The sequence below is a fragment of the Streptomyces sp. CA-210063 genome (genome assembly GCF_024612015.1).
Classification (GTDB): Bacteria; Actinomycetota; Actinomycetes; order Streptomycetales; family Streptomycetaceae; genus Streptomyces.
Genome location: NZ_CP102512.1, coordinates 6,409,823 through 6,427,565, shown reverse-complemented (window position 1 = coordinate 6,427,565; position 17,743 = coordinate 6,409,823). Strand labels below are relative to the sequence as shown.

At 70.8% G+C, this 17,743-nt stretch carries 17 protein-coding genes; 7 read left to right on the top strand and 10 right to left on the bottom strand.

The features are described from left to right. The 4 genes from JIX56_RS28185 (at nucleotide 1) to JIX56_RS28170 (ending at nucleotide 2,928) form a co-directional block, all read left to right on the top strand. Nucleotides 1-1,086 carry a cupredoxin domain-containing protein gene (locus JIX56_RS28185; RefSeq protein WP_257544662.1) on the top strand — a complete coding sequence of 362 codons (1,086 nt, stop codon included), beginning with the start codon at nucleotides 1-3 and terminating at the stop codon, nucleotides 1,084-1,086. Nucleotides 1,087-1,208: 122 nt separating this feature from the next. Further along, nucleotides 1,209-1,718 carry a hypothetical protein gene (locus JIX56_RS28180; RefSeq protein ID WP_257544660.1) on the top strand — a complete coding sequence of 170 codons (510 nt, stop codon included), beginning with the start codon at nucleotides 1,209-1,211 and terminating at the stop codon, nucleotides 1,716-1,718. Next, nucleotides 1,715-2,473, top strand: a complete 759-nt coding sequence (locus JIX56_RS28175; protein ID WP_257544658.1) for a cupredoxin domain-containing protein — start codon at nucleotides 1,715-1,717, stop codon at nucleotides 2,471-2,473. The genes JIX56_RS28180 and JIX56_RS28175 overlap by 4 nt, the downstream gene beginning before the upstream one ends. Nucleotides 2,474-2,562: 89 nt before the next feature. After that, nucleotides 2,563-2,928, top strand: a complete 366-nt coding sequence (locus JIX56_RS28170; protein ID WP_257544657.1) for a VOC family protein — start codon at nucleotides 2,563-2,565, stop codon at nucleotides 2,926-2,928. A 289-nt stretch (nucleotides 2,929-3,217) separates the two neighbouring features. On the opposite strand, the gene JIX56_RS28165 is transcribed toward JIX56_RS28170, so the two are convergent. From JIX56_RS28165 to JIX56_RS28150, 4 genes are all read right to left on the bottom strand, one after another. After that, a complete protein-coding gene (locus JIX56_RS28165; RefSeq protein ID WP_257544655.1) occupies nucleotides 3,218-4,504 on the bottom strand; it encodes a dipeptidase in 1,287 nt (428 codons plus the stop codon). Between the two features lie 139 nt (nucleotides 4,505-4,643). Next, a complete protein-coding gene (locus JIX56_RS28160) occupies nucleotides 4,644-5,822 on the bottom strand; it encodes a dipeptidase (RefSeq protein ID WP_257551169.1) in 1,179 nt (392 codons plus the stop codon). 43 nt (nucleotides 5,823-5,865) lie between these two features. After that, nucleotides 5,866-6,390 carry a 5-(carboxyamino)imidazole ribonucleotide mutase gene (gene purE / locus JIX56_RS28155; RefSeq protein ID WP_257544653.1) on the bottom strand — a complete coding sequence of 175 codons (525 nt, stop codon included), beginning with the start codon at nucleotides 6,388-6,390 and terminating at the stop codon, nucleotides 5,866-5,868. Then, nucleotides 6,387-7,526 carry a 5-(carboxyamino)imidazole ribonucleotide synthase gene (locus JIX56_RS28150; RefSeq protein WP_257544651.1) on the bottom strand — a complete coding sequence of 380 codons (1,140 nt, stop codon included), beginning with the start codon at nucleotides 7,524-7,526 and terminating at the stop codon, nucleotides 6,387-6,389. The genes purE and JIX56_RS28150 overlap by 4 nt, the downstream gene beginning before the upstream one ends. Nucleotides 7,527-7,788: 262 nt before the next feature. Between JIX56_RS28150 and JIX56_RS28145 the strand changes: the two genes are divergently transcribed. After that, nucleotides 7,789-8,331 (top strand): GtrA family protein, encoded by a 543-nt coding sequence (locus JIX56_RS28145; protein WP_257544649.1) that lies wholly within the window; start codon nucleotides 7,789-7,791, stop codon nucleotides 8,329-8,331. A gap of 154 nt (nucleotides 8,332-8,485) precedes the next feature. Here the strand turns inward: JIX56_RS28145 and JIX56_RS28140 are convergent, their stop codons facing one another. Further along, nucleotides 8,486-9,754, bottom strand: coding sequence for an ATP-binding protein (locus JIX56_RS28140; protein ID WP_257544647.1), 1,269 nt, complete (start codon nucleotides 9,752-9,754; stop codon nucleotides 8,486-8,488). A gap of 200 nt (nucleotides 9,755-9,954) precedes the next feature. Then, complete coding sequence (locus JIX56_RS28135; protein WP_239754987.1) at nucleotides 9,955-10,632, bottom strand: response regulator transcription factor; 678 nt, start codon at nucleotides 10,630-10,632, stop codon at nucleotides 9,955-9,957. A gap of 639 nt (nucleotides 10,633-11,271) precedes the next feature. Here JIX56_RS28135 and JIX56_RS28130 point away from each other — a divergent pair. Next, nucleotides 11,272-12,816 (top strand): peptide MFS transporter, encoded by a 1,545-nt coding sequence (locus JIX56_RS28130; protein ID WP_257544645.1) that lies wholly within the window; start codon nucleotides 11,272-11,274, stop codon nucleotides 12,814-12,816. 117 nt (nucleotides 12,817-12,933) lie between these two features. On the opposite strand, the gene JIX56_RS28125 is transcribed toward JIX56_RS28130, so the two are convergent. The 4 genes from JIX56_RS28125 to JIX56_RS28110 form a co-directional block, all read right to left on the bottom strand. Next, nucleotides 12,934-14,043: a hypothetical protein gene (locus JIX56_RS28125; protein ID WP_257544644.1), complete on the bottom strand. Its 1,110-nt coding sequence runs from the start codon at nucleotides 14,041-14,043 to the stop codon at nucleotides 12,934-12,936. Between the two features lie 20 nt (nucleotides 14,044-14,063). Beyond that, nucleotides 14,064-14,801: an LPXTG cell wall anchor domain-containing protein gene (locus JIX56_RS28120; protein ID WP_257544642.1), complete on the bottom strand. Its 738-nt coding sequence runs from the start codon at nucleotides 14,799-14,801 to the stop codon at nucleotides 14,064-14,066. Between the two features lie 201 nt (nucleotides 14,802-15,002). Further along, nucleotides 15,003-15,518 (bottom strand): ATP-binding protein, encoded by a 516-nt coding sequence (locus JIX56_RS28115; protein WP_257544640.1) that lies wholly within the window; start codon nucleotides 15,516-15,518, stop codon nucleotides 15,003-15,005. 471 nt (nucleotides 15,519-15,989) lie between these two features. Continuing rightward, nucleotides 15,990-16,358 carry an STAS domain-containing protein gene (locus tag JIX56_RS28110; RefSeq protein ID WP_257544638.1) on the bottom strand — a complete coding sequence of 123 codons (369 nt, stop codon included), beginning with the start codon at nucleotides 16,356-16,358 and terminating at the stop codon, nucleotides 15,990-15,992. A 247-nt stretch (nucleotides 16,359-16,605) separates the two neighbouring features. Between JIX56_RS28110 and JIX56_RS28105 the strand changes: the two genes are divergently transcribed. Beyond that, nucleotides 16,606-17,508 carry an RNA polymerase sigma factor SigF gene (locus tag JIX56_RS28105; protein WP_257544636.1) on the top strand — a complete coding sequence of 301 codons (903 nt, stop codon included), beginning with the start codon at nucleotides 16,606-16,608 and terminating at the stop codon, nucleotides 17,506-17,508. The last annotated feature ends 235 nt before the right edge of the window (nucleotides 17,509-17,743 follow it).

The window sequence follows — 17,743 nt, the reverse complement described above, 5'->3', positions numbered from 1 at the left end:
GTGGAAAGCACCAAGGAACCCGGCGAGCGGGAGTTGCGTCGCAAGCCGCCGGCCGGGAACCGGGCCCTGCTCGTCGGCGGGCTCGGAGCGGCCATGGCCGCCGTACTGAGTCTGGGGCTGCTGCAGGCGGCCGCGGGCACTTCGGCGAGCGGTTCGGAGGTGACCACGGACGCGGCTCAGGCGCCCGCGGCCGCCGCCGAGGCGCAGCCGGCCGCCGCCGCCGCGCCGGACCACCAGATCGACATCATGAACTACGAGTACGGGGACGGTGAGCAGCTCGTCGTCAAGGTCGGCGAGACGGTCCAGTGGACCAACCACGACAGCGCGCCGCACACGGTCACCACCACCAAGGCGCCGGCGGACTTCGACTCCGGCACGCTGCAGCAGGGCGACTCCTGGTCGTACACCTTCACCAAGGCCGGGACGTACGAGTACTACTGCGCGGTGCACCCGGACATGGTGGCGTCCGTGAAGGTCGTCGAGGACGACAGCGGGTCGACGGGCGGGTCCACCGGTGGCTCGACCGGCGGGTCCACAAGCGGGTCCACGGGCGGTTCGACCGGCGGGTCCACCGGGGGGACCACGGGCGGCACGACCGGTGGCACCTCCGGCGGTACGACCGGCGGCACGACCGGCGGATCCAGCGGTGGTTCCGACTCCGGTGGGTCGAGCACCAGCGGGGGCACCACCACGTCCGGTGGCACGAGCGGTGGCGGGGACGGTGACGACGAGCAGTGCGCCAGCGTCCAGGACGTGCTGCTGCCGATCCTGCAGCACCTCAACAGCGCCCACCTGGAGCGCTCGCCGGGTGAGCAGGTGCAGGACGCGCTGGCGCTCGACTCGTACATCAAGATGCACACGGTGTGGGTCGAGACCATCCTGGCGCCGGTCGTGGAGGGTGGCGGATCGATCTCCGACGACACCCTCTCGACGCTGTTGAACCACATCAACAAGGCGCACCTGGAGCAGTCGCTCGGGCAGCAGGTCACCGACCTGCTGAACGCCGACAGCTACGTGAAGATGCACACGGTCTGGGCCGGGCAACTGCTCGCCCCCACCGAGGACTTCCTCACGAACAGCTGCTGACGCGTCCCGCCGCGACGAAGGTGGGCGCCGGTCCGGCCGGGGCTCAGCCGGCCGGACCGGCGCCCACCCCCATTCTCCACATCCTCCCCACACCTCGGGAACCGCTTCCAAGGAGATCCGGGATGACAACCGTCACCCTGCCCACCGTTCCCCCGCCCCCGGAGTCCCGCGGCGGAACCGACCCGCCACCCTTTCCCCTGCCCGGCCGGTACGCCGTGGCCCCCGACCGCTCACTCGTCGAACTCACCGCGTGGTACGGCCCACTGCCGACCGGCCGCCGCCGCGTCACCCTCACCGGGGCGTCGCTGACCGTGCCGGACGGCTCCGAACAGCCCGTGTTCCGGTTCGAGTTCGTCGGGAGGGCCGGGGCGCGGTCCGTTCTCGTCTCCGAGCAGGTCGACTCCCTCGACGGCGGGCGCCGGCTGCGGCTGCTCGCCGACCTCGACGTGCGCGGGGTCGCCTTCCCCGTGCTGCTGTGGCTGCGGGTGGTCGAGCGTGGCGACGACCGGCTGCTCGTGGTCGGCACCGCCCGGCTGCCGTACCGGCTGCTGCGCCGGGCCACCGGGTTCCGGTTCGGGCGGCTGCGCCCGGCGACGCGGCTGCGGCTGCTGGTCGCCGCGGAGTTCGCGTGAGGACGCGCGGGCGGGCGGCCCCGGGTGCCGTCCCCGCCGTACTGGTCCTCGCCTTCCTGTCGTTCTCGCTCTTCTCGCTGTTCTCGCTGTTCGTGGCACCGGAGCGGGCGTCGGCGGCCTCGTACCGGGTGACGATGAAGGGGTACGCCTACGCGCCGGGCACACTCACGGTCGACGTCGGCTCCACCGTGACCTGGACCAACCAGGACACGGCACCGCACGACGTGAAGACCACCTCGGGCCCCGCCTCGATCCACTCCCCCATGCTCGACAAGGGCCAGAGCTGGAGCTTCACCTTCACCGTGGCCGGTACGTACGGCTACTACTGCACCGTCCACCCCGACATGACCGCCCGGATCGTGGTCCGCGCGCCGGCGCCCGCGACCTCGGCGGCGCCCACCGCGCACGACCACTCGGGGACCTCCGGCGGGCATCAGGAGACGGTGCCGAGCCGGGCCGCGACGACGGCACCCCGGACGGGCGACCGGACTCCGGCGCGCACGACTCCCTCGTCGGCACCGCCGCCCACCACGGCCCTGGCGTCCACGCCACCCGCCGTGGCCGTGGACCCCGTGCCCGCGACCACCGCGCCACAGACCCAGACGACGACCGCGTCGGCGGCCCGCCCCCTGGACCCGCTGCTCGTGCTGGCCGGGCTGGTCGCGGGGGTCGCCGTCCTGTGTCTGCTGCTGGTCGGCTCACGGGCGGCGGCCGCGCGGGAGGGGGAGGGGGAAAGGCCCGGCTCATCGGGGTGACCCGGGTGGGTGACCCGGGCTGGTGACCCGTGGAGTGATGTGACCGGGGTGGGTACCCCTTGAGTGGCACCGATTGCAAGGAGGAAGTCATGGCTGTCGCCAAGCTGGGTGTCGTCGTCCTGGACTGCCCCGATCCGCGGTCGCTCGCCGGTTTCTACGCCGGCGTGCTGGGCGGCACCGTGAAGGACGAGAACAACGGGGAGTGGGTGGATCTGAAGGTGCCGGGCGGGCAGTCGCTGGCGTTCCAGGCCGCCGAGGGGTACGTACCGCCGAAGTGGCCCGCGCCCGACGCCTCGCAGCAGTTCCATCTGGACCTGACCGTGGAGGACATGGACGCGGCCGAGAAGGAGGTGCTCGCGCTCGGGGCGCGGCCGCTGGACGCCGAGGACCGCTCGCGGAGCTGGCGGGTCTACGCGGACCCCGCCGGCCACCCGTTCTGCCTCTGCGCCGACTGACTCCGCGCCCGCCGAGACGCCCGGCGGCCCACGCACAGTCCGAGACGGCCGGCAGCCCCACGAACAGTCCGAGACGCCCGGCAGCCCCCGCACAGTCCGAGACGCCCGGCGGCCCACGCACAGTCCGAGACGCCCGGCGGCCCCCGCACAGTCCGAGACGCCCGGCGGCCCACGCACAGTCCGAGACGCCCGGCGGCCCCCGCACAGTCCGAGACGCCCGGCGGCCCCCGCACAGTCCGAGACGCCCGGCAGCCCACGCACAGTCCGAGACGCCCGGCAGCCCCACGGACTATCCGTCCAGCTCCGTGATCTTCGCCGTCGACGCCTCGCGGCGGTCCTGGGCCGCCCGCGCCGTGAAGTCGGCGCTGCGCAGGACGCGCTGAACGTTTCCCCAGGTCAGGAGGGCTAGGTCGTCCGCCGACCAGCCTCGGCGCAGCAGTTCGGCGACGAGGTGGGGGTAGCAGGAGGGGTCGGGGAGGTTGGCCGGGTGGGCGGCGCCCGAGTCGTACGTGCCGGCGAGGCCGACGCACTCGGGGCCGGCGACCGCGCGGACGTGGTCGAGGTGGTCGGCCACGTCGCGGATGGACGGGCCGGTCTGCTCACTGGTCAGCGGCACCATGCACAGGCCCTGTGCCTCGCCCAGCTCGGCGAGGAGGTCGTCGGGGAGGTTGGCCGGGTGGGGGCACAGGGCGCGGGCCGCCGAGCGGGTGCACAGGACCGGGGCGCGGGAGACCGCGAGGGTGCGGCGGACGGTCGCCTCGGAGGCTCCGCAGACGTCGGCGAGGACGCCGATGCGGTTCATCTCGCGGACCACCTCCTCGCCGAACCTGGTCAGCCCGGCCTCGCCCGTCCAGGACACACCGGCGAGGGTGAGGATCTTCAGGCCCAGGGCGTGCAGGGTGCGCAGGATGCCGAGGGAGTCGCCGAGGGCGGGCGCTCCGGCGGGGCCGAGCAGGATGGCGACCCGGCCGCAGTTGCGGGCGTCGGTGGTCTGCCCCGCGCTGTGCACGAGCCGCAGGCCCTCGGGGTGGGACTGGACGACCGTCCTGACCAGGTCCAGCTGCTCCAGGGTGGCGCCCACCGCCCGGTCGCCCGTCATACCCTCCGGCAGGTGCAGCGACCAGAACAGCGCGCCGATGTGGCCCTTGCGCATCCTCGGCACATCGGTGTCCACACCGCCCTCGCCCAGTTCCAGGTCGTACCAGGGCAGATGGCGCAGCACCCACGGCAGCCCGCTGTAGCCGTCGGCGACGGGGTGCTCGACGAGGAACGCGTGTGCCTCCGCCAGCTCATCGGGGGGCTCGGCGCCCCCGGGCTCGGCGTTCGCGAGCGCGGTCGTCCCGGCCTCGCCGTGCCCGGCGCTCCCGGGCCCGGGGTGTTCAGCGGTCCGAGGCTCCGCCGTCCCCATGGGCGTCCCGGGCTCGGCCGTCCCCGCCGTCCCGTCGCCCGGGGATATCGGCTCCGCGACCGGTGACCGATCGCCCCGTTCGGGCTTCCGCTTCGTACCGGTGGTGGGCGCGGTGTCGAGTTCCCCCGCCTCCCCCGCCGCTTCCAGTTCGTCCTGCAGATCTGCCATGGCGGACCTCCGTAGCCGTTGGGTGATCGCAGTACTGGTCACCGTGGCACGGGGGCCGCCCGCCTTCCTGGTGGGTGGGGCGTTCGGGTTGTACGGCCGCCGCGAGGGCCGCCGTACGCCACCCGGGTGACGCCCGGGGTCACCCGTCCAGCTGCTCCAGCGTCGCGTTCGAGGGGCCCGTACGGCTCTGGAGGTCCCGGGCCACGTCCTCCGCCGCGCCCAGTACCCGGACCGCGTTCTGCCAGGTCAGCTTGGCCAGGTCGGTCCGGGACCAGCCGCGGTCGAGGAGCTCGGCGATCAGGTTCGGGTAGCCGGAGACATCGTCCAGGCCGTCCGGGGTGAACGCGGTGCCGTCGTAGTCGCCGCCGATGCCGAGGTGGTCGATGCCGGCGACCTCGCGCATGTGGTCGAGGTGGTCCGCCACCGTGGCCGCCGTGGCGATCGGGCGCGGATTCCGCTCCTCGAAGGCGCGGTGGACCGCCATCCCCTCGGGGGTGGTGTCGAGGTGGTGCAGGCCGTGGGCGCGCATGTTCTCGTCGGCGGCGGCCGTCCAGTCGACGGCGGCCTGGAGCACGAACTTCGGCACGAACGTGACCATCGCCACGCCCCCGTTGGCCGGCAGGCGCTCCAGGACGTCGTCCGGGATGTTGCGGGGGTGGTCGCAGACGGCCCGCGACGAGGAGTGGGAGAAGATCACCGGGGCCACGGACGTGTCGAGCGCGTCGCGCATCGTCGTCGCGGCCACGTGCGAGAGGTCGACGAGCATGCCCTCGCGGTTCATCTCCTTCACGACCGCGCGGCCGAACGCCGACAGACCGCCGACCGCCGGGTCGTCGGTCGCGGAGTCCGCCCAGGCGATGTTGTCGTTGTGGGTGAGCGTCATATAGCGGACGCCCAGTGCGTACAACGCCCGCAGGGTGGCGAGGGAGTTGTCGATGGAGTGGCCGCCCTCGGCACCCATCAGCGAGGCGACGCGGCCCTCGGCGCGGCCCGCCTCCATGTCGGCGGCGGTCAGCGCGGCCCGCAGCTCTGCCGGGTAACGGTCGATCAACTGCCGTACGCAGTCGATCTGTTCGAGCGTCGCGGGCACGGCCCCCGGGCGATCCGAGGGGACATACACCGACCAGTACTGCGCCCCGACTCCGCCCGCGCGCAGCCGCGCCAGGTCGGTGTGCAGATAGGCGCTCTGGTCGGTGGCGATGTCCCGCGCGTCCAGGTCGTAACGGACCTGCTCGCGCAGCGCCCAGGGCAGGTCGTTGTGCCCGTCCGCGACCGGGAACTCCCGCAGCAGCTCCCGGGCTGCTTCCAGCGATGCCATACCCATGTCCCCCGTCATCCCGTCATCCCGTCATCCGTTACGTCTACTTCCCGAAGCCGAAGCCGTTGCCGGCTCCCTCGACCTTGGTGCGCAGGCGCTTGCCCTTCTCGGCGGCCTGGTCGTTCAGCTCCTGCTGGAACTCCCGCATACGGCCGAGAAGTTCCTCGTCGCGCGTGGCCAGGATGCGCGCGGCCAGCAGGCCGGCGTTGCGGGCCCCGGCGACGGAGACGGTCGCGACGGGCACACCGGCCGGCATCTGCACGATCGACAGCAGCGAGTCCATGCCGTCGAGGTACTTCAGCGGCACGGGCACGCCGATGACCGGCAGCGGGGTCACGGAGGCGAGCATGCCGGGCAGATGGGCGGCGCCGCCCGCACCCGCGATGATCACCTTGATGCCCCGGTCCGCGGCCTCCTCGCCGTACGTGATCATCTCGCGCGGCATCCGGTGCGCCGAGACGACGTCGACCTCGTACTCGATCTCGAACTCGTCGAGGGCCTGCGCGGCGGCCTCCATGACGGGCCAGTCGGAGTCCGATCCCATGACAATGCCTACGACGGGGCTCATTCGGTGATCGTGCCTCTCAGGTAACCGGCGGCGTGACGGGCGCGCTCCAGCACGTCGTCCAGGTCGTCGCCGTAGGTGTTGACGTGGCCCACCTTGCGGCCGGGCTTCACGTCCTTGCCGTACATGTGGATCTTGAGCTGGGGGTCGCGGGCCATGCAGTGCAGGTACGCGGAGTACATGTCCGGGTAGTCGCCGCCGAGGACGTTGACCATGACGGTCCACTTGGCGCGCGGGCGCGGGTCGCCGAGCGGCAGGTCGAGGACGGCCCGTACGTGGTTGGCGAACTGCGAGGTGATCGCGCCGTCCTGGCTCCAGTGGCCGGAGTTGTGGGGGCGCATGGCCAGCTCGTTGACGAGGATGCGACCGTCGCGGGTCTGGAAGAGCTCGACGGCGAGGTGGCCGACCACGTCCAGTTCCTTGGCGATGGTCAGGGCCAGCTGCTCGGCCTTGAGGGCGAGGGCCGGGTCGAGGTCGGGCGCGGGCGCGATGACGGTGTCGCAGACGCCGTTCACCTGCCGCGACTCCACGACCGGGTACGCGACGGCCTGGCCGTGCGGCGACCGTACGACGTTGGCGGCCAGCTCCCGTACGAAGTCGACCTTCTCCTCCGCGAGGACCGGGACGTCGGCGCGGAAGGGCTCGGCGGCGTCCTCGACCGACCGGACGACCCACACGCCCTTGCCGTCGTAGCCGCCCCGCACGGTCTTGAGAACGACCGGAAACCCATCGCCCTCGGCGGCGAAAGCGGCCACGTCGTCGGGGTCCGCGACGATGCGGTGCCGGGGGCACGGCACACCGATCGCGTCGAGCTTCGCGCGCATCACCCCCTTGTCCTGGGCGTGCTGGAGCGCGTCCGGCCCCGGGCGGACGGGGATGCCGTCCGCCTCCAGGGCGCGTAGGTGCTCGGTGGGTACATGTTCGTGATCGAAGGTGATCACGTCGCAGCCCTGCGCGAACGCACGCAGCGTGTCGAGGTCGCGGTAGTCGCCGATGACGACATCGCCGACGACCTGCGCCGCGGAATCCTGAGGGGTGTCACTGAGGAGCTTGAACCTGATGCCGAGCGGGATGCCCGCCTCGTGTGTCATACGAGCGAGCTGCCCCCCGCCGACCATGCCGACTACCGGGAACGTCACGCCCCCAGGGTATCGGCCACGGAATCGGCCACTCCCAGCTGTCCGATTTCCCCGCCCCTTTCCCCCCTGGACCACCCCTGTACCGCCTCCGTACCGCTCCCGTACCGCCGCTGTGAGCTTCTGCACAGGCATTGCCGAGGAGCGCTGGTTAGCATGGCTGAACCAGTGGATTTCGACCGAAGATCAACTCATTTCGGACGGAACAGCAACCGGCTGACCACCGGCACCACACCGACCGGACCGAGTGACGGGGGCCGTACCCATGGGAAGTACCACCTCGGGGCCTGATACGAAGCCCCGCAGCGCTCTGCGCCGCCGGATCGACCTGCTCATACGGGAGGTCGCCAAGTTCGGCGCGGTGGGCGGTGCGGGGCTGTTGGTGAACCTCGCCGTGTTCAACCTCGTGCGGCACACCACCGACCTCCAGGTCGTCCGGGCGAGCGTCATCGCCACGGTCGTCGCCATCGCCTTCAACTACATCGGCTTCCGTTACTTCACGTACCGGGACCGTGACAAGAGCGGCCGTACGAAGGAGATGTCGCTCTTCCTGCTGTTCAGCGCGGTCGGACTGGTGATCGAGAACGGCATCCTCTACACCGCCACGTACAGCTTCGGCTGGGACAGCCCCCTGCAGTCCAACATCTTCAAGTTCCTCGGCATCGGCGTCGCGACCCTCTTCCGCTTCTGGTCGTACCGCACCTGGGTGTTCCGCGCCCTCCCGGCCCGCGAGGCGGTGGCAAGCGCGGAATCGTTCCTCGAAGCAAGGGCCGCCCACCCACCCGCGACCACGGGCAAGCGCCGCTGAGGGGCAGCGCCCCGTAAGGGGCGCGGGGAACTGCGCGAGCAACCACGAACCATCCGCAGTCGCCGTCCTACGCCCCGGAGCTACGGCGCATCCGCGAACACCACTCGCACCGAGCCACCGGGCCACCGAACCGCCGAGCTACCGAACCGCCGAGCTACCGAACAGGCCGGTCATCGCCGGACGGCGCCCTCACCGGCGTACGCGACAGGAACAGGCCGAACACCGGCGGCTGCGTCTGGAGCATCTCCAGCCGCCCCCCGTCGGCCTCCGCGAGGTCCCGCGCCACGGCCAGCCCGATCCCCGTCGAGTTGCGCCCACTGATCGCCCGCTCGAAGATCCGCGCCCCGAGGTCGGCGGGAACGCCCGGCCCCTCGTCCGTGATCTCGATCACCGCCTGGTTCCCGGTCACGCGCGTCCGCAACGCCACCGTGCCGCCCCCGTGCATGAGCGAGTTCTCGATCAGCGCGGCCAGCACCTGGGCGACGGCGCCGGGCGTGCCCACGGCCTGCAGGTGCCGCTTGCCCGAGCTGACGATGGCCCGTCCGGCGCTGCGGTACGCCGGCCGCCACTCCTCCAGCTGCTGTTTGATGACCTCGTCGAGCTCGAAGGAGACGGCGGAGCCGTTGCGGGGGTCGCGGGAGTTGGTGAGGAGCCGCTCCACGACGTCCGTGAGGCGTTCGACCTGGGTGAGGGCGATGTGCGCCTCCTCCTTCACCGTGGCGAGGTCGTCGGTGAGGGTGATCTCCTCCAGCCGCATGGACAGCGCGGTCAGCGGCGTACGCAGCTGATGGGACGCGTCCGCCGCGAGGCGCCGCTCGGCGGTCAGCATGCGGCCGATGCGCTCGGCGGAGGCGTCCAGCACGTCCGCGACGCGGTCCAGCTCCGGGACGCCGTATCTCTTGTGGCGGGGGCGCGGGTCGCCGGAGCCGAGCCGTTCGGCGGTCTCGGCGAGGTCCGTGAGGGGGGACGCGAGGCGGTTGGCCTGGCGTACGGCGAGGAGGACGGCGGCGACGACGGCGAGCAGGGCGACCGCCGCGATGATCAGCAGCGTACGGCCGACCTCGCGGCTGACCGCGGAGCGGGACTCCTCGACCGTGACGATCTCGTCCTTCTCGCCCTTGGCCTGGTGCCGGATGACGTCACCGACGGGCTTCTCGCCGATCTCGATCGTGGGCTGGCCCGGGACCTCGATACGGGCGTAGCGCTCGTCGCCCACCTGGTCCCTGAGGACCTCCGCGGTGATCCGTTCGTCGCCGATGATCCGGCTGTCCACGATGCTCGTCAGCTGGACCGCCTCGGACTCCACGCGTTCCTGGGCGCTGTTGCTGATCGTCCGGGTCTCGACGATGACGAGGGAGACACCGAAGACCGCGATGACGACGAGGACGACGGCGAGGGTGGACTGGATGAGACGGCGACGCACGGTTGCCCTCCGGGCGGGGCGGTGTGTTTTACGTGGACCAGTGTCCCCCCGGGTGTTCTGGCACCCGGGGGCAGGGGCGCCCGTAAGGGGCGCGGGGCTGCATCCATATGCGGCTCCGCCGCGTGGGCGCGATCAGCCACGAACCACACGCGGCCGCACAGAAACGCGAACCCCCGAGCTGGTAGGCCCCCCGGGGCCCGTCAGTTCTTCTCGAAGCGGAACCCAACCCCCCGCACCGTGGCGATGTACCGCGGATTCGCCGCATCGTCGCCCAGCTTCTTCCGCAGCCAGGAGATGTGCATGTCCAGCGTCTTCGTCGACGACCACCACGTCGTGTCCCAGACCTCCCGCATCAGCTGGTCACGGGTGACGACCCGCCCCGCGTCACGCACGAGCACCCGCAGCAGGTCGAACTCCTTCGCCGTGAGCTGGAGCTCCTCGTCGCCCATCCACGCCCGGTGCGACTCGACGTCGATCCGCACCCCATGGGTGGCCGGCGGCTGCGCCGGCTCCGCGGCACCGCGCCGGAGGAGGGCCCGGACACGGGCGAGCAGCTCGGCCAGCCGGAAGGGCTTGGTGACGTAGTCGTCGGCGCCCGCGTCGAGGCCGACGACGGTGTCCACCTCGTCGGCACGCGCGGTCAGGATGAGGATCGGGATGGCGTGACCCTCGGCGCGCAGCCGGCGGGCCACCTCCAGGCCGTCCATTCCGGGCAGCCCCAGGTCCAGGACGACCAGGTCGACACCACCCTGCATTCCGGCGTCCAGCGCGGTGGGGCCGTCCTCGCGGACCTCCACCTCGTACCCTTCCCGGCGCAGTGCGCGAGCCAACGGCTCCGAGATGGACGCGTCGTCCTCGGCGAGCAGTACACGGGTCATGGAGTGATGGTAGTCCGCCGAGAACCGCAGGTGGAGGGTGATCGGCAAGCGTGATTCACACCTTTGTCCAACGGTTCTCTTACTTCGCCGGGGCATGATCCACTGCGGCGGGCGTTTCGTCCCGCCCCGGTGAAGATGCGCGCCGATGCGTGGAGAAGGTGCCCGGGTCCGGTGCGGATCGCGCGCTGATCCCGTGAACATGGCGTCGCCGTACCGCACCCTCCGTAGTCATGCCCTGCGTCTGTGCGATGCGAACCCATGAATGACCTTCGAATAGGCGATCACGGTTCCCTTCTTACCTGTGATTCACCTCTCAAGCCCTTCCGTTTCCCTCAGTCTTCTGACGTATGGTGACGGAACGCCTGTAGCAACACGTGGGGGCCTTTGGCGGCATATCTGCGCTGAAGGTCTCTTTTGTGTGCGGAACGACCTGTGGCCGGGCCCCGAACACGCGGGACGCATCGACGCGTCGACGCGCGCACAGGGGCGTGGATCCCGGTGGTCGCCGTCCGCCGCCCCGTGACCCGGGGCGGAATCCCCGTGGGCGTGGGGTGGACGTCCCGGCCGGCCGGTGCCGGCCGCCCCCCTCCACCGGGCGCGCGCCCCCACGTGCGCCGTCCCCACCTGCAAGGAACGACCATGGCGTCCAGCCTGACGAAGGACTCGGCCGGCCGGGGAACCCCCGGCACCGAGGGCACCTTCTTCGGCCACCCCCGCGGACTGGCCACTCTCTTCATGACCGAGATGTGGGAGAGATTCTCCTACTACGGCATGAAGGCCCTCCTGACCGTGTATCTGCTCTCCGGCGGCCCCGACGCCGGCAAGGGCAGCATGGGCGGCGGCCTGGCCATGGACCTGGCCACCACCACCACGATCGTCGCCGTCTACTCGGCGATGGTGTACCTGCTCGCGATGCCCGGCGGCTGGCTCGGCGACCGTGTCTGGGGTCCCCGCAAGACGGTGACGATCGCAGCGGTCACGATCATGTCCGGGCACCTGGTGCTCGCCCTGCCGGGCGGCCAGGCCCCGTTCTTCGCGGGCCTGGCGCTGGTCGCGGCCGGCTCAGGTCTGCTGAAGGCCAACATCTCCACGATGGTGGGCCATCTGTACGACGGCCCCGAGGACCCGCGGCGCGACGGCGGCTTCACGATCTTCTACATGGGCATCAACGCGGGTGCCTTCTTCGCGCCGCTGGCCATCGGCACCGTCGGCCAGGAGGTCAACTGGCACCTCGGCTTCGGTCTCGCCGCGGTCGGCATGGCCATCGGCCTCGCGGCCTTCCTCCTCGGCAGCCGGACCCTGAACCCGAAGAGCGACATCGTCCCCAAGCCGCTCGCGGCCGAGGAGCGCGCCGCCTGGCTCCGCAAGGGCCTGCTCTGGCTGGCCGTCGCGGCCGTCTTCTACGGCGCCGTCGGCCTCAGCGGCCACTTCACCCTGAACTGGGCGATGATCCCGCTGACCGTCATCGGTCTGATCGTCCCGGCCGGCGTGCTGCTGCGTATCAAGCGGGACAAGGAGCTGTCGGCCGCCGAGCAGTCGAAGATGACCGGCTACATCTGGTTCTTCGTCGCCGCCGCCGTGTTCTGGATGATCTACGACCAGGGCGCGTCCACGGTCCAGGCGTTCGGCTCGAACGACGAGAAGGTGGCCGGCTCGCTGCTCGGCTTCGCCTTCCCGACCTCCTGGTACCAGTCGCTGAACCCGCTGTTCATCATGGCGCTGGCCCCGGTCTTCGCCTGGCTCTGGCTGTGGCTGAACCGTCAGGGCAGGGAGCCCAGCACGGCCGTGAAGTTCGCGATGGCCCTGGTGCTCATCGGCGTCTCGTTCTTCTTCTTCCTGATCCCGCTGGGCATGGCGGCGGACGGCACGCTGACCAGCCCGATGTGGCTGGTGGGCATCTACTTCATCCAGACCGTCGGTGAGCTGTGCCTCTCCCCGGTCGGTCTGTCGGTGACGACGAAGATGGCCCCGGCCAAGTACGCCAGCCAGATGATGGGTGTGTGGTTCCTCGCGGTCACCGCGGGCGACTCCGTCACCGGTCTGCTCTCCAACCCGGCCGTCGGCGGCTTCGACCTCAGCGGCACCGGAATGGTCGCCTTCGAGGCCACCCTCGCCGCCCTCGCCGGCTTCGCGATCTACATGTACCGCAAGAAGGTCAGGGCCCTCACGGGCGACGTCCACTGAGCCCCGGCCCCGGACGATCCGATGCGGACGATGCGCAGGAAGGGCCGCCGTACCTCCGGGTGCGGCGGCCCTTCCCCGTTCTTTGCGTGTCTCACAGCCTCAGATGTCTCAGGCCTCTCACGTGGATGTGTCTTCCTGCCGTACGGAGAGCCGCGCGGCCCCGGTCGCGCCCGGATCGTTGTCCGGTGTGAACCACGGCAGGGTCGAGGCCGTACGCGTGCGGGACGACGTACGGGGTTGCGCGTGCGCGGCGGTCGAGGTGCCCAACCTCGGTACCCAGACAGGGAGTTCGGGCATCCTCCACCCCCGTCCCCGCCCCCGCCGCCCGGCCGTCGTGCGCCCCGGCCGTACCCGGTCCACCACCGCCATCCCGATCCGGAACAGCGCGGCCGGTACGACGACGCAGAGCATCAGCCAGAAGAGGGTGACGCCCCAGGGGCGGCCCACGCCCCACGACTGTTCGGCGAGGACCTTGCCGCCGTACTTGAGGGAGACGGTGTAGTCGCCGTGGGCCCCGGCCGCGAGGTCCACGGGCAGGGTGACGAGGGCCTTGCGGCCCGGCTGGATCGTGCCGCGCCACCGCTGTTCCTCCCACTGCGGCGCGAACACACCGTGGGAGGTGCCGACCTGGAAGACGGGGTTCTCGACCGGGGAGGTGCCGACGTTGCCGACGGTGAAGACCAGTTCGCGGGCGGGCGGCGCCCCGAACCAGGTCAACAGCCCACTGGAACCCTTCAGCCGACCGTCCGTCAGGAGCGACAGCCGTCCGCCGGTCGCCTCCTGGGGCAACGGTTCGACCGAGTGCCCGGCGACCTGGAGGACCGCGTCGGCCTCGGCCTTCGGACCCGTGATGGTGCTGACGTGCACCACGCACGGACACGGCACCGGCGGCTCCGCCACCGGCACCTCCCGCTCGAAGTGGCCCTTGCCGTCGGCGGTCACGGCCCGCCCGTCGGCGTTGGCGCAGGTGTCGGTGCCGCCGGGCACACCCCGCGACGGCTCGGACCGACCGCAGATCAGGATCATCAGGATCGTTTTCGGCCGCCAGCCGCTGCCGGTCACGGTGACCGAACCACCGGTCCCGGCCTGCGACTTGGACAACGTCACCGTCGGCTTCTCCGCAGCCCGGGCGACCCCACCGGCGAACGGCGCCACGAGCAGCGCGAGCACGCACGCGAACGTGAACACCACCACCGCCGACGCGGAGAGCCGCCGCCTTCCGATCACGTCACCGCTCCCGTCTCCCGTCAGCGACGTACGGCCTGATTCCTGCGCGTCACCCACAGCACCCCCGCCGCCCCGGCGAGCAGCACCGTGCCGCCGAGCGTGCCGAGGGCGACCGCCGAGTCCAGGGGCCCGGTCTGCGGAAGCTCACCCTCCGACCCACCGGATCCACCCGAGTCCGAGCCGCCCCCCGTACCACCCGAAGTCCCACCCGAGGCGCTCCCGCCCGCGGCGGTGACGTCGAGCGTCAACGACGGCCCGGGATCGTTCCCCGGCGTGCAGGTCGTCACCGTCCCGAGGGCCTTGATGGTGAGCACGCCGGCGGTGAAGTCGACCTTGCCGGTCTCCTTCGGGGTGTACGTGCCGCTCAGGTCATTGATCTCGATCGGCGTATTGGCCGGAATCGCCTCTTGATTGGCGGGCCCGGTCACCGTGAGCGTGCCGCTGTCGGCCCCGCCCAGCTCGATCGTGGCGCTCGGCGTCATCGCGCCCTTGCCCAGCTCGACCGGGCTGGACGACACGCCCTTCTGCCACGACATCGTGATCTTGTAGCCGTCGCCGCTCTCGACGCCCTTGATGTCGATCGGCGACACCGCGGACTTGTCCCCGATCGGCGTCTTGCAGTTGTACTCCACGTCCACGACCTCGGCATGGGCCACCGGAGCGGCCATCAGCACCGCCGAGCCGGCCAGGGCCGCGAGGGACGCGAGCGCGGCGGTTCGTTTCTGGTACGTCCGGTACGACACCTTGGCACCCCACATTCTGACGGAACATCAGATCGGCCGCTCAAGGTACGCCGGGCCTCGTGGAGAAGGAAGACACACGCAAGTGTCGGATGTGTGTCGATGAACCGGGCTGGGCTTCGAGGCCATGGGCTCGCCCGGGATACCCAGGGGCGCGGGGAACTGCGCGATCAGCCACGAACGACCCTCAGCCGCCGAACCAGAGCACCCCCACGACGCTTAGGCCGGTGCCCCCAACTCCGCCCAGACAGTCTTCCCGGCCGCCCCCGGAGCCCGTACAACCCCCCAGTCCAGACAGAGCCGCTGCACGATGAACATGCCATGCCCGCCCGGCCGCCCAGCCCGATGCGGTGTCCGCGGCGCGGGATTCCCCGCCCCCCGGTCGGACACCTCGATCCGCAGCACCTTGTTGTCGCAGCTGATCCACAACTGGGCCGGGCCCTCCGCATGGAGACACGCGTTGGTGACCAGCTCGGACACCACCAACAGCACATCCTCCGCCGCCGCCCGCTGATCCGCGGTCGCGGCCGGCAACCACCCCCACGCGTACAGGGCCTGCCGCGTGAAGTCACGGGCGAGCGGAACCACCCCGCTCTCGCCGTCGAAGCTCAACCGGCGGGACTGACGGCTCGCGACGGGTGCCGCGGGCGGGTCCTCGCCTGGCGCCCCGGAAGCGCCGCCGGCACCCGGTTCCGGGCCGCGGTCGCCCGGCGAGAAAGGCCGGGTGGTGCTCATCAGCGCTTCACCTCACCGATTCGCCAGTTCACGATTCAGGACTCATCAAGGGTGCGGGACGAAGGCCCGCGGCACATGCCGTTTTCTGCTGTCATCCGTAGCGCCATCCGTACTTCCGTCGTACCGCCAAGCCTCTGCGGCCGCTGCCGAGTTGCCGCCGGGCCGCCGGGCCGCCGCCGAACCCCTGTCCGTCCACGCCGCCGCCCGTCCACGCCGCCGCCCGTACGCGCCACCGTCACCGAACCGTTCCCGGGCCGCTGACGACATGTTCAGGATGTCTCCTGCCCGAGCGAACCGTGAGAACACCCACGTTTTCGGCACAGAACCTGTGACGAGAACAACCCGCCGTTCGGGGTGGGACACCTGGGGACGGCGCCGAAGGCGGGCGACCGGTCCGAGAGCTGAGACCGGTCCGGCCGACCGGTCGGCGGCACCCCCTCCCCGGGGTGCCGCCGACCGGTTCGGCCACTCCTAGTCGCCCAAGGCCGCCGCAAGCGTGTCGTGCACGGTGAACACCGCGTCCGCCCCGGTGATCTCGAACACCCGCGCCACCGCCGGGAGCATTCCCGCGAGATGGACCCCGCCGCCCGCGGCCTCCGCCCTGAGCCGCACGCCCAAGAGGACGTTCAGCCCGGTGGAGTCGCAGAACTCCAGGCGTGAGCAGTCCACCACCAGGCGCGCGAATCCCTTGTCCAGGCAGCTTTCGAGTGGCTCACGCAACAGATCGGCGGTGTGGTGATCGAGCTCACCCGCCGGGGTCACGACGGCGCTGGGGCCCACTTCCCGCACCTCGACCCGTAGTCGGCCCGACTGCGCGTTGCCGACCGTCCCACGGTCCATGCCGTCTCTCTCCCGACCGTCGTGCCTGCTGACTCGCCCTCGAACACTACGCCTTCTCCACACACCCCGACACCCGAACAATCGCCCACAAATGGACATTTCGCCACAGTAGGCACTTGCGACGACGTCGTGAAACCGGGTAGGGCTAGTAGAGACACGAATCGACACGGCCGGCTTTGGAGGCGCCGCACACCGCAGTGCACGTATTGGCATCGGCGGCCATATGCCGAGAACGATGGAGGACATCATGTCACCCCGGCTCGACGAATCGCATACCCAGAGGGCGACGTCGGCACCCTCTCCGGAAGAGATCCCGGACGACCTCGCCCACGATCCGGGCGACGCGCTCGCCGGCCTTCCGGAGATCCCCCCGTACGACGAGGTGGGGCCGGTGGACGCACGGGCCCTGTCCAAGACCCTCTTCGAGCGGCTGGAGTCCCTCGAGGAAGGCACGTACGAATACTCGTACGTCCGCAATACTTTGGTCGAACTCAACCTGGCCCTGGTGAAGTTCGCCGCCTCACGCTTCCGGTCGCGCAGCGAGCCGATGGAGGACATCATCCAGGTCGGCACGATCGGCCTGATCAAGGCGATCGACCGCTTCGAACTGAGCCGGGGCGTCGAGTTCCCCACTTTCGCGATGCCGACCATCGTCGGCGAGATCAAGCGTTTCTTCCGTGACACGAGCTGGTCCGTGCGGGTCCCGCGCAGACTTCAGGAGCTCCGGCTCGACCTGGCCAAGGCCGGTGACGAGCTCGCCCAGAAGTTCGATCGCGCTCCGACAGTGGGAGAGTTGGCGGAGCGCCTCGGGCTGACGAACGACGAGGTCGTCGAGGGCATGGCGGCGTCGAACGCGTACACCGCCTCGTCACTGGACGCCCAGCCCGAGGAGGACGACTCCGAGGGCGCGCTGGCGGACCGGATCGGCTACGAGGACCACGGCCTCGAAGGCATCGAGTACGTCGAGTCCCTGAAGCCGCTGATCGCCGAACTGCCGCCGCGCGACCGGAAGATCCTCTCCTTGCGGTTCGTCGCCAATATGACGCAGTCCGAGATCGGGGACGAACTGGGCATCTCCCAGATGCATGTCTCCCGGCTGCTGTCCCGCACGCTGGTACGGCTGCGCAAGGGACTGACGCTGGAGGAGTGAGCGCGTTCCGACGCCGAGAACATCGGTGTCGGCGCGGGCCAGTGACGGCGATGACGGCGGTAGTGACACAAGTCGGCCGGGTGCGGCAGGAGTTGCGACACTCCTCCCGTACCCGGCCGAACTGTTCCCGGCCCGACCCCTATAGCAACCCCTTACCGCGAGAAACACCTTCCCCGCGGTCCTCCTTCCGCCACTATGGTCACGCGCCCAGACTGATCGGTATGCCAGAACCGGC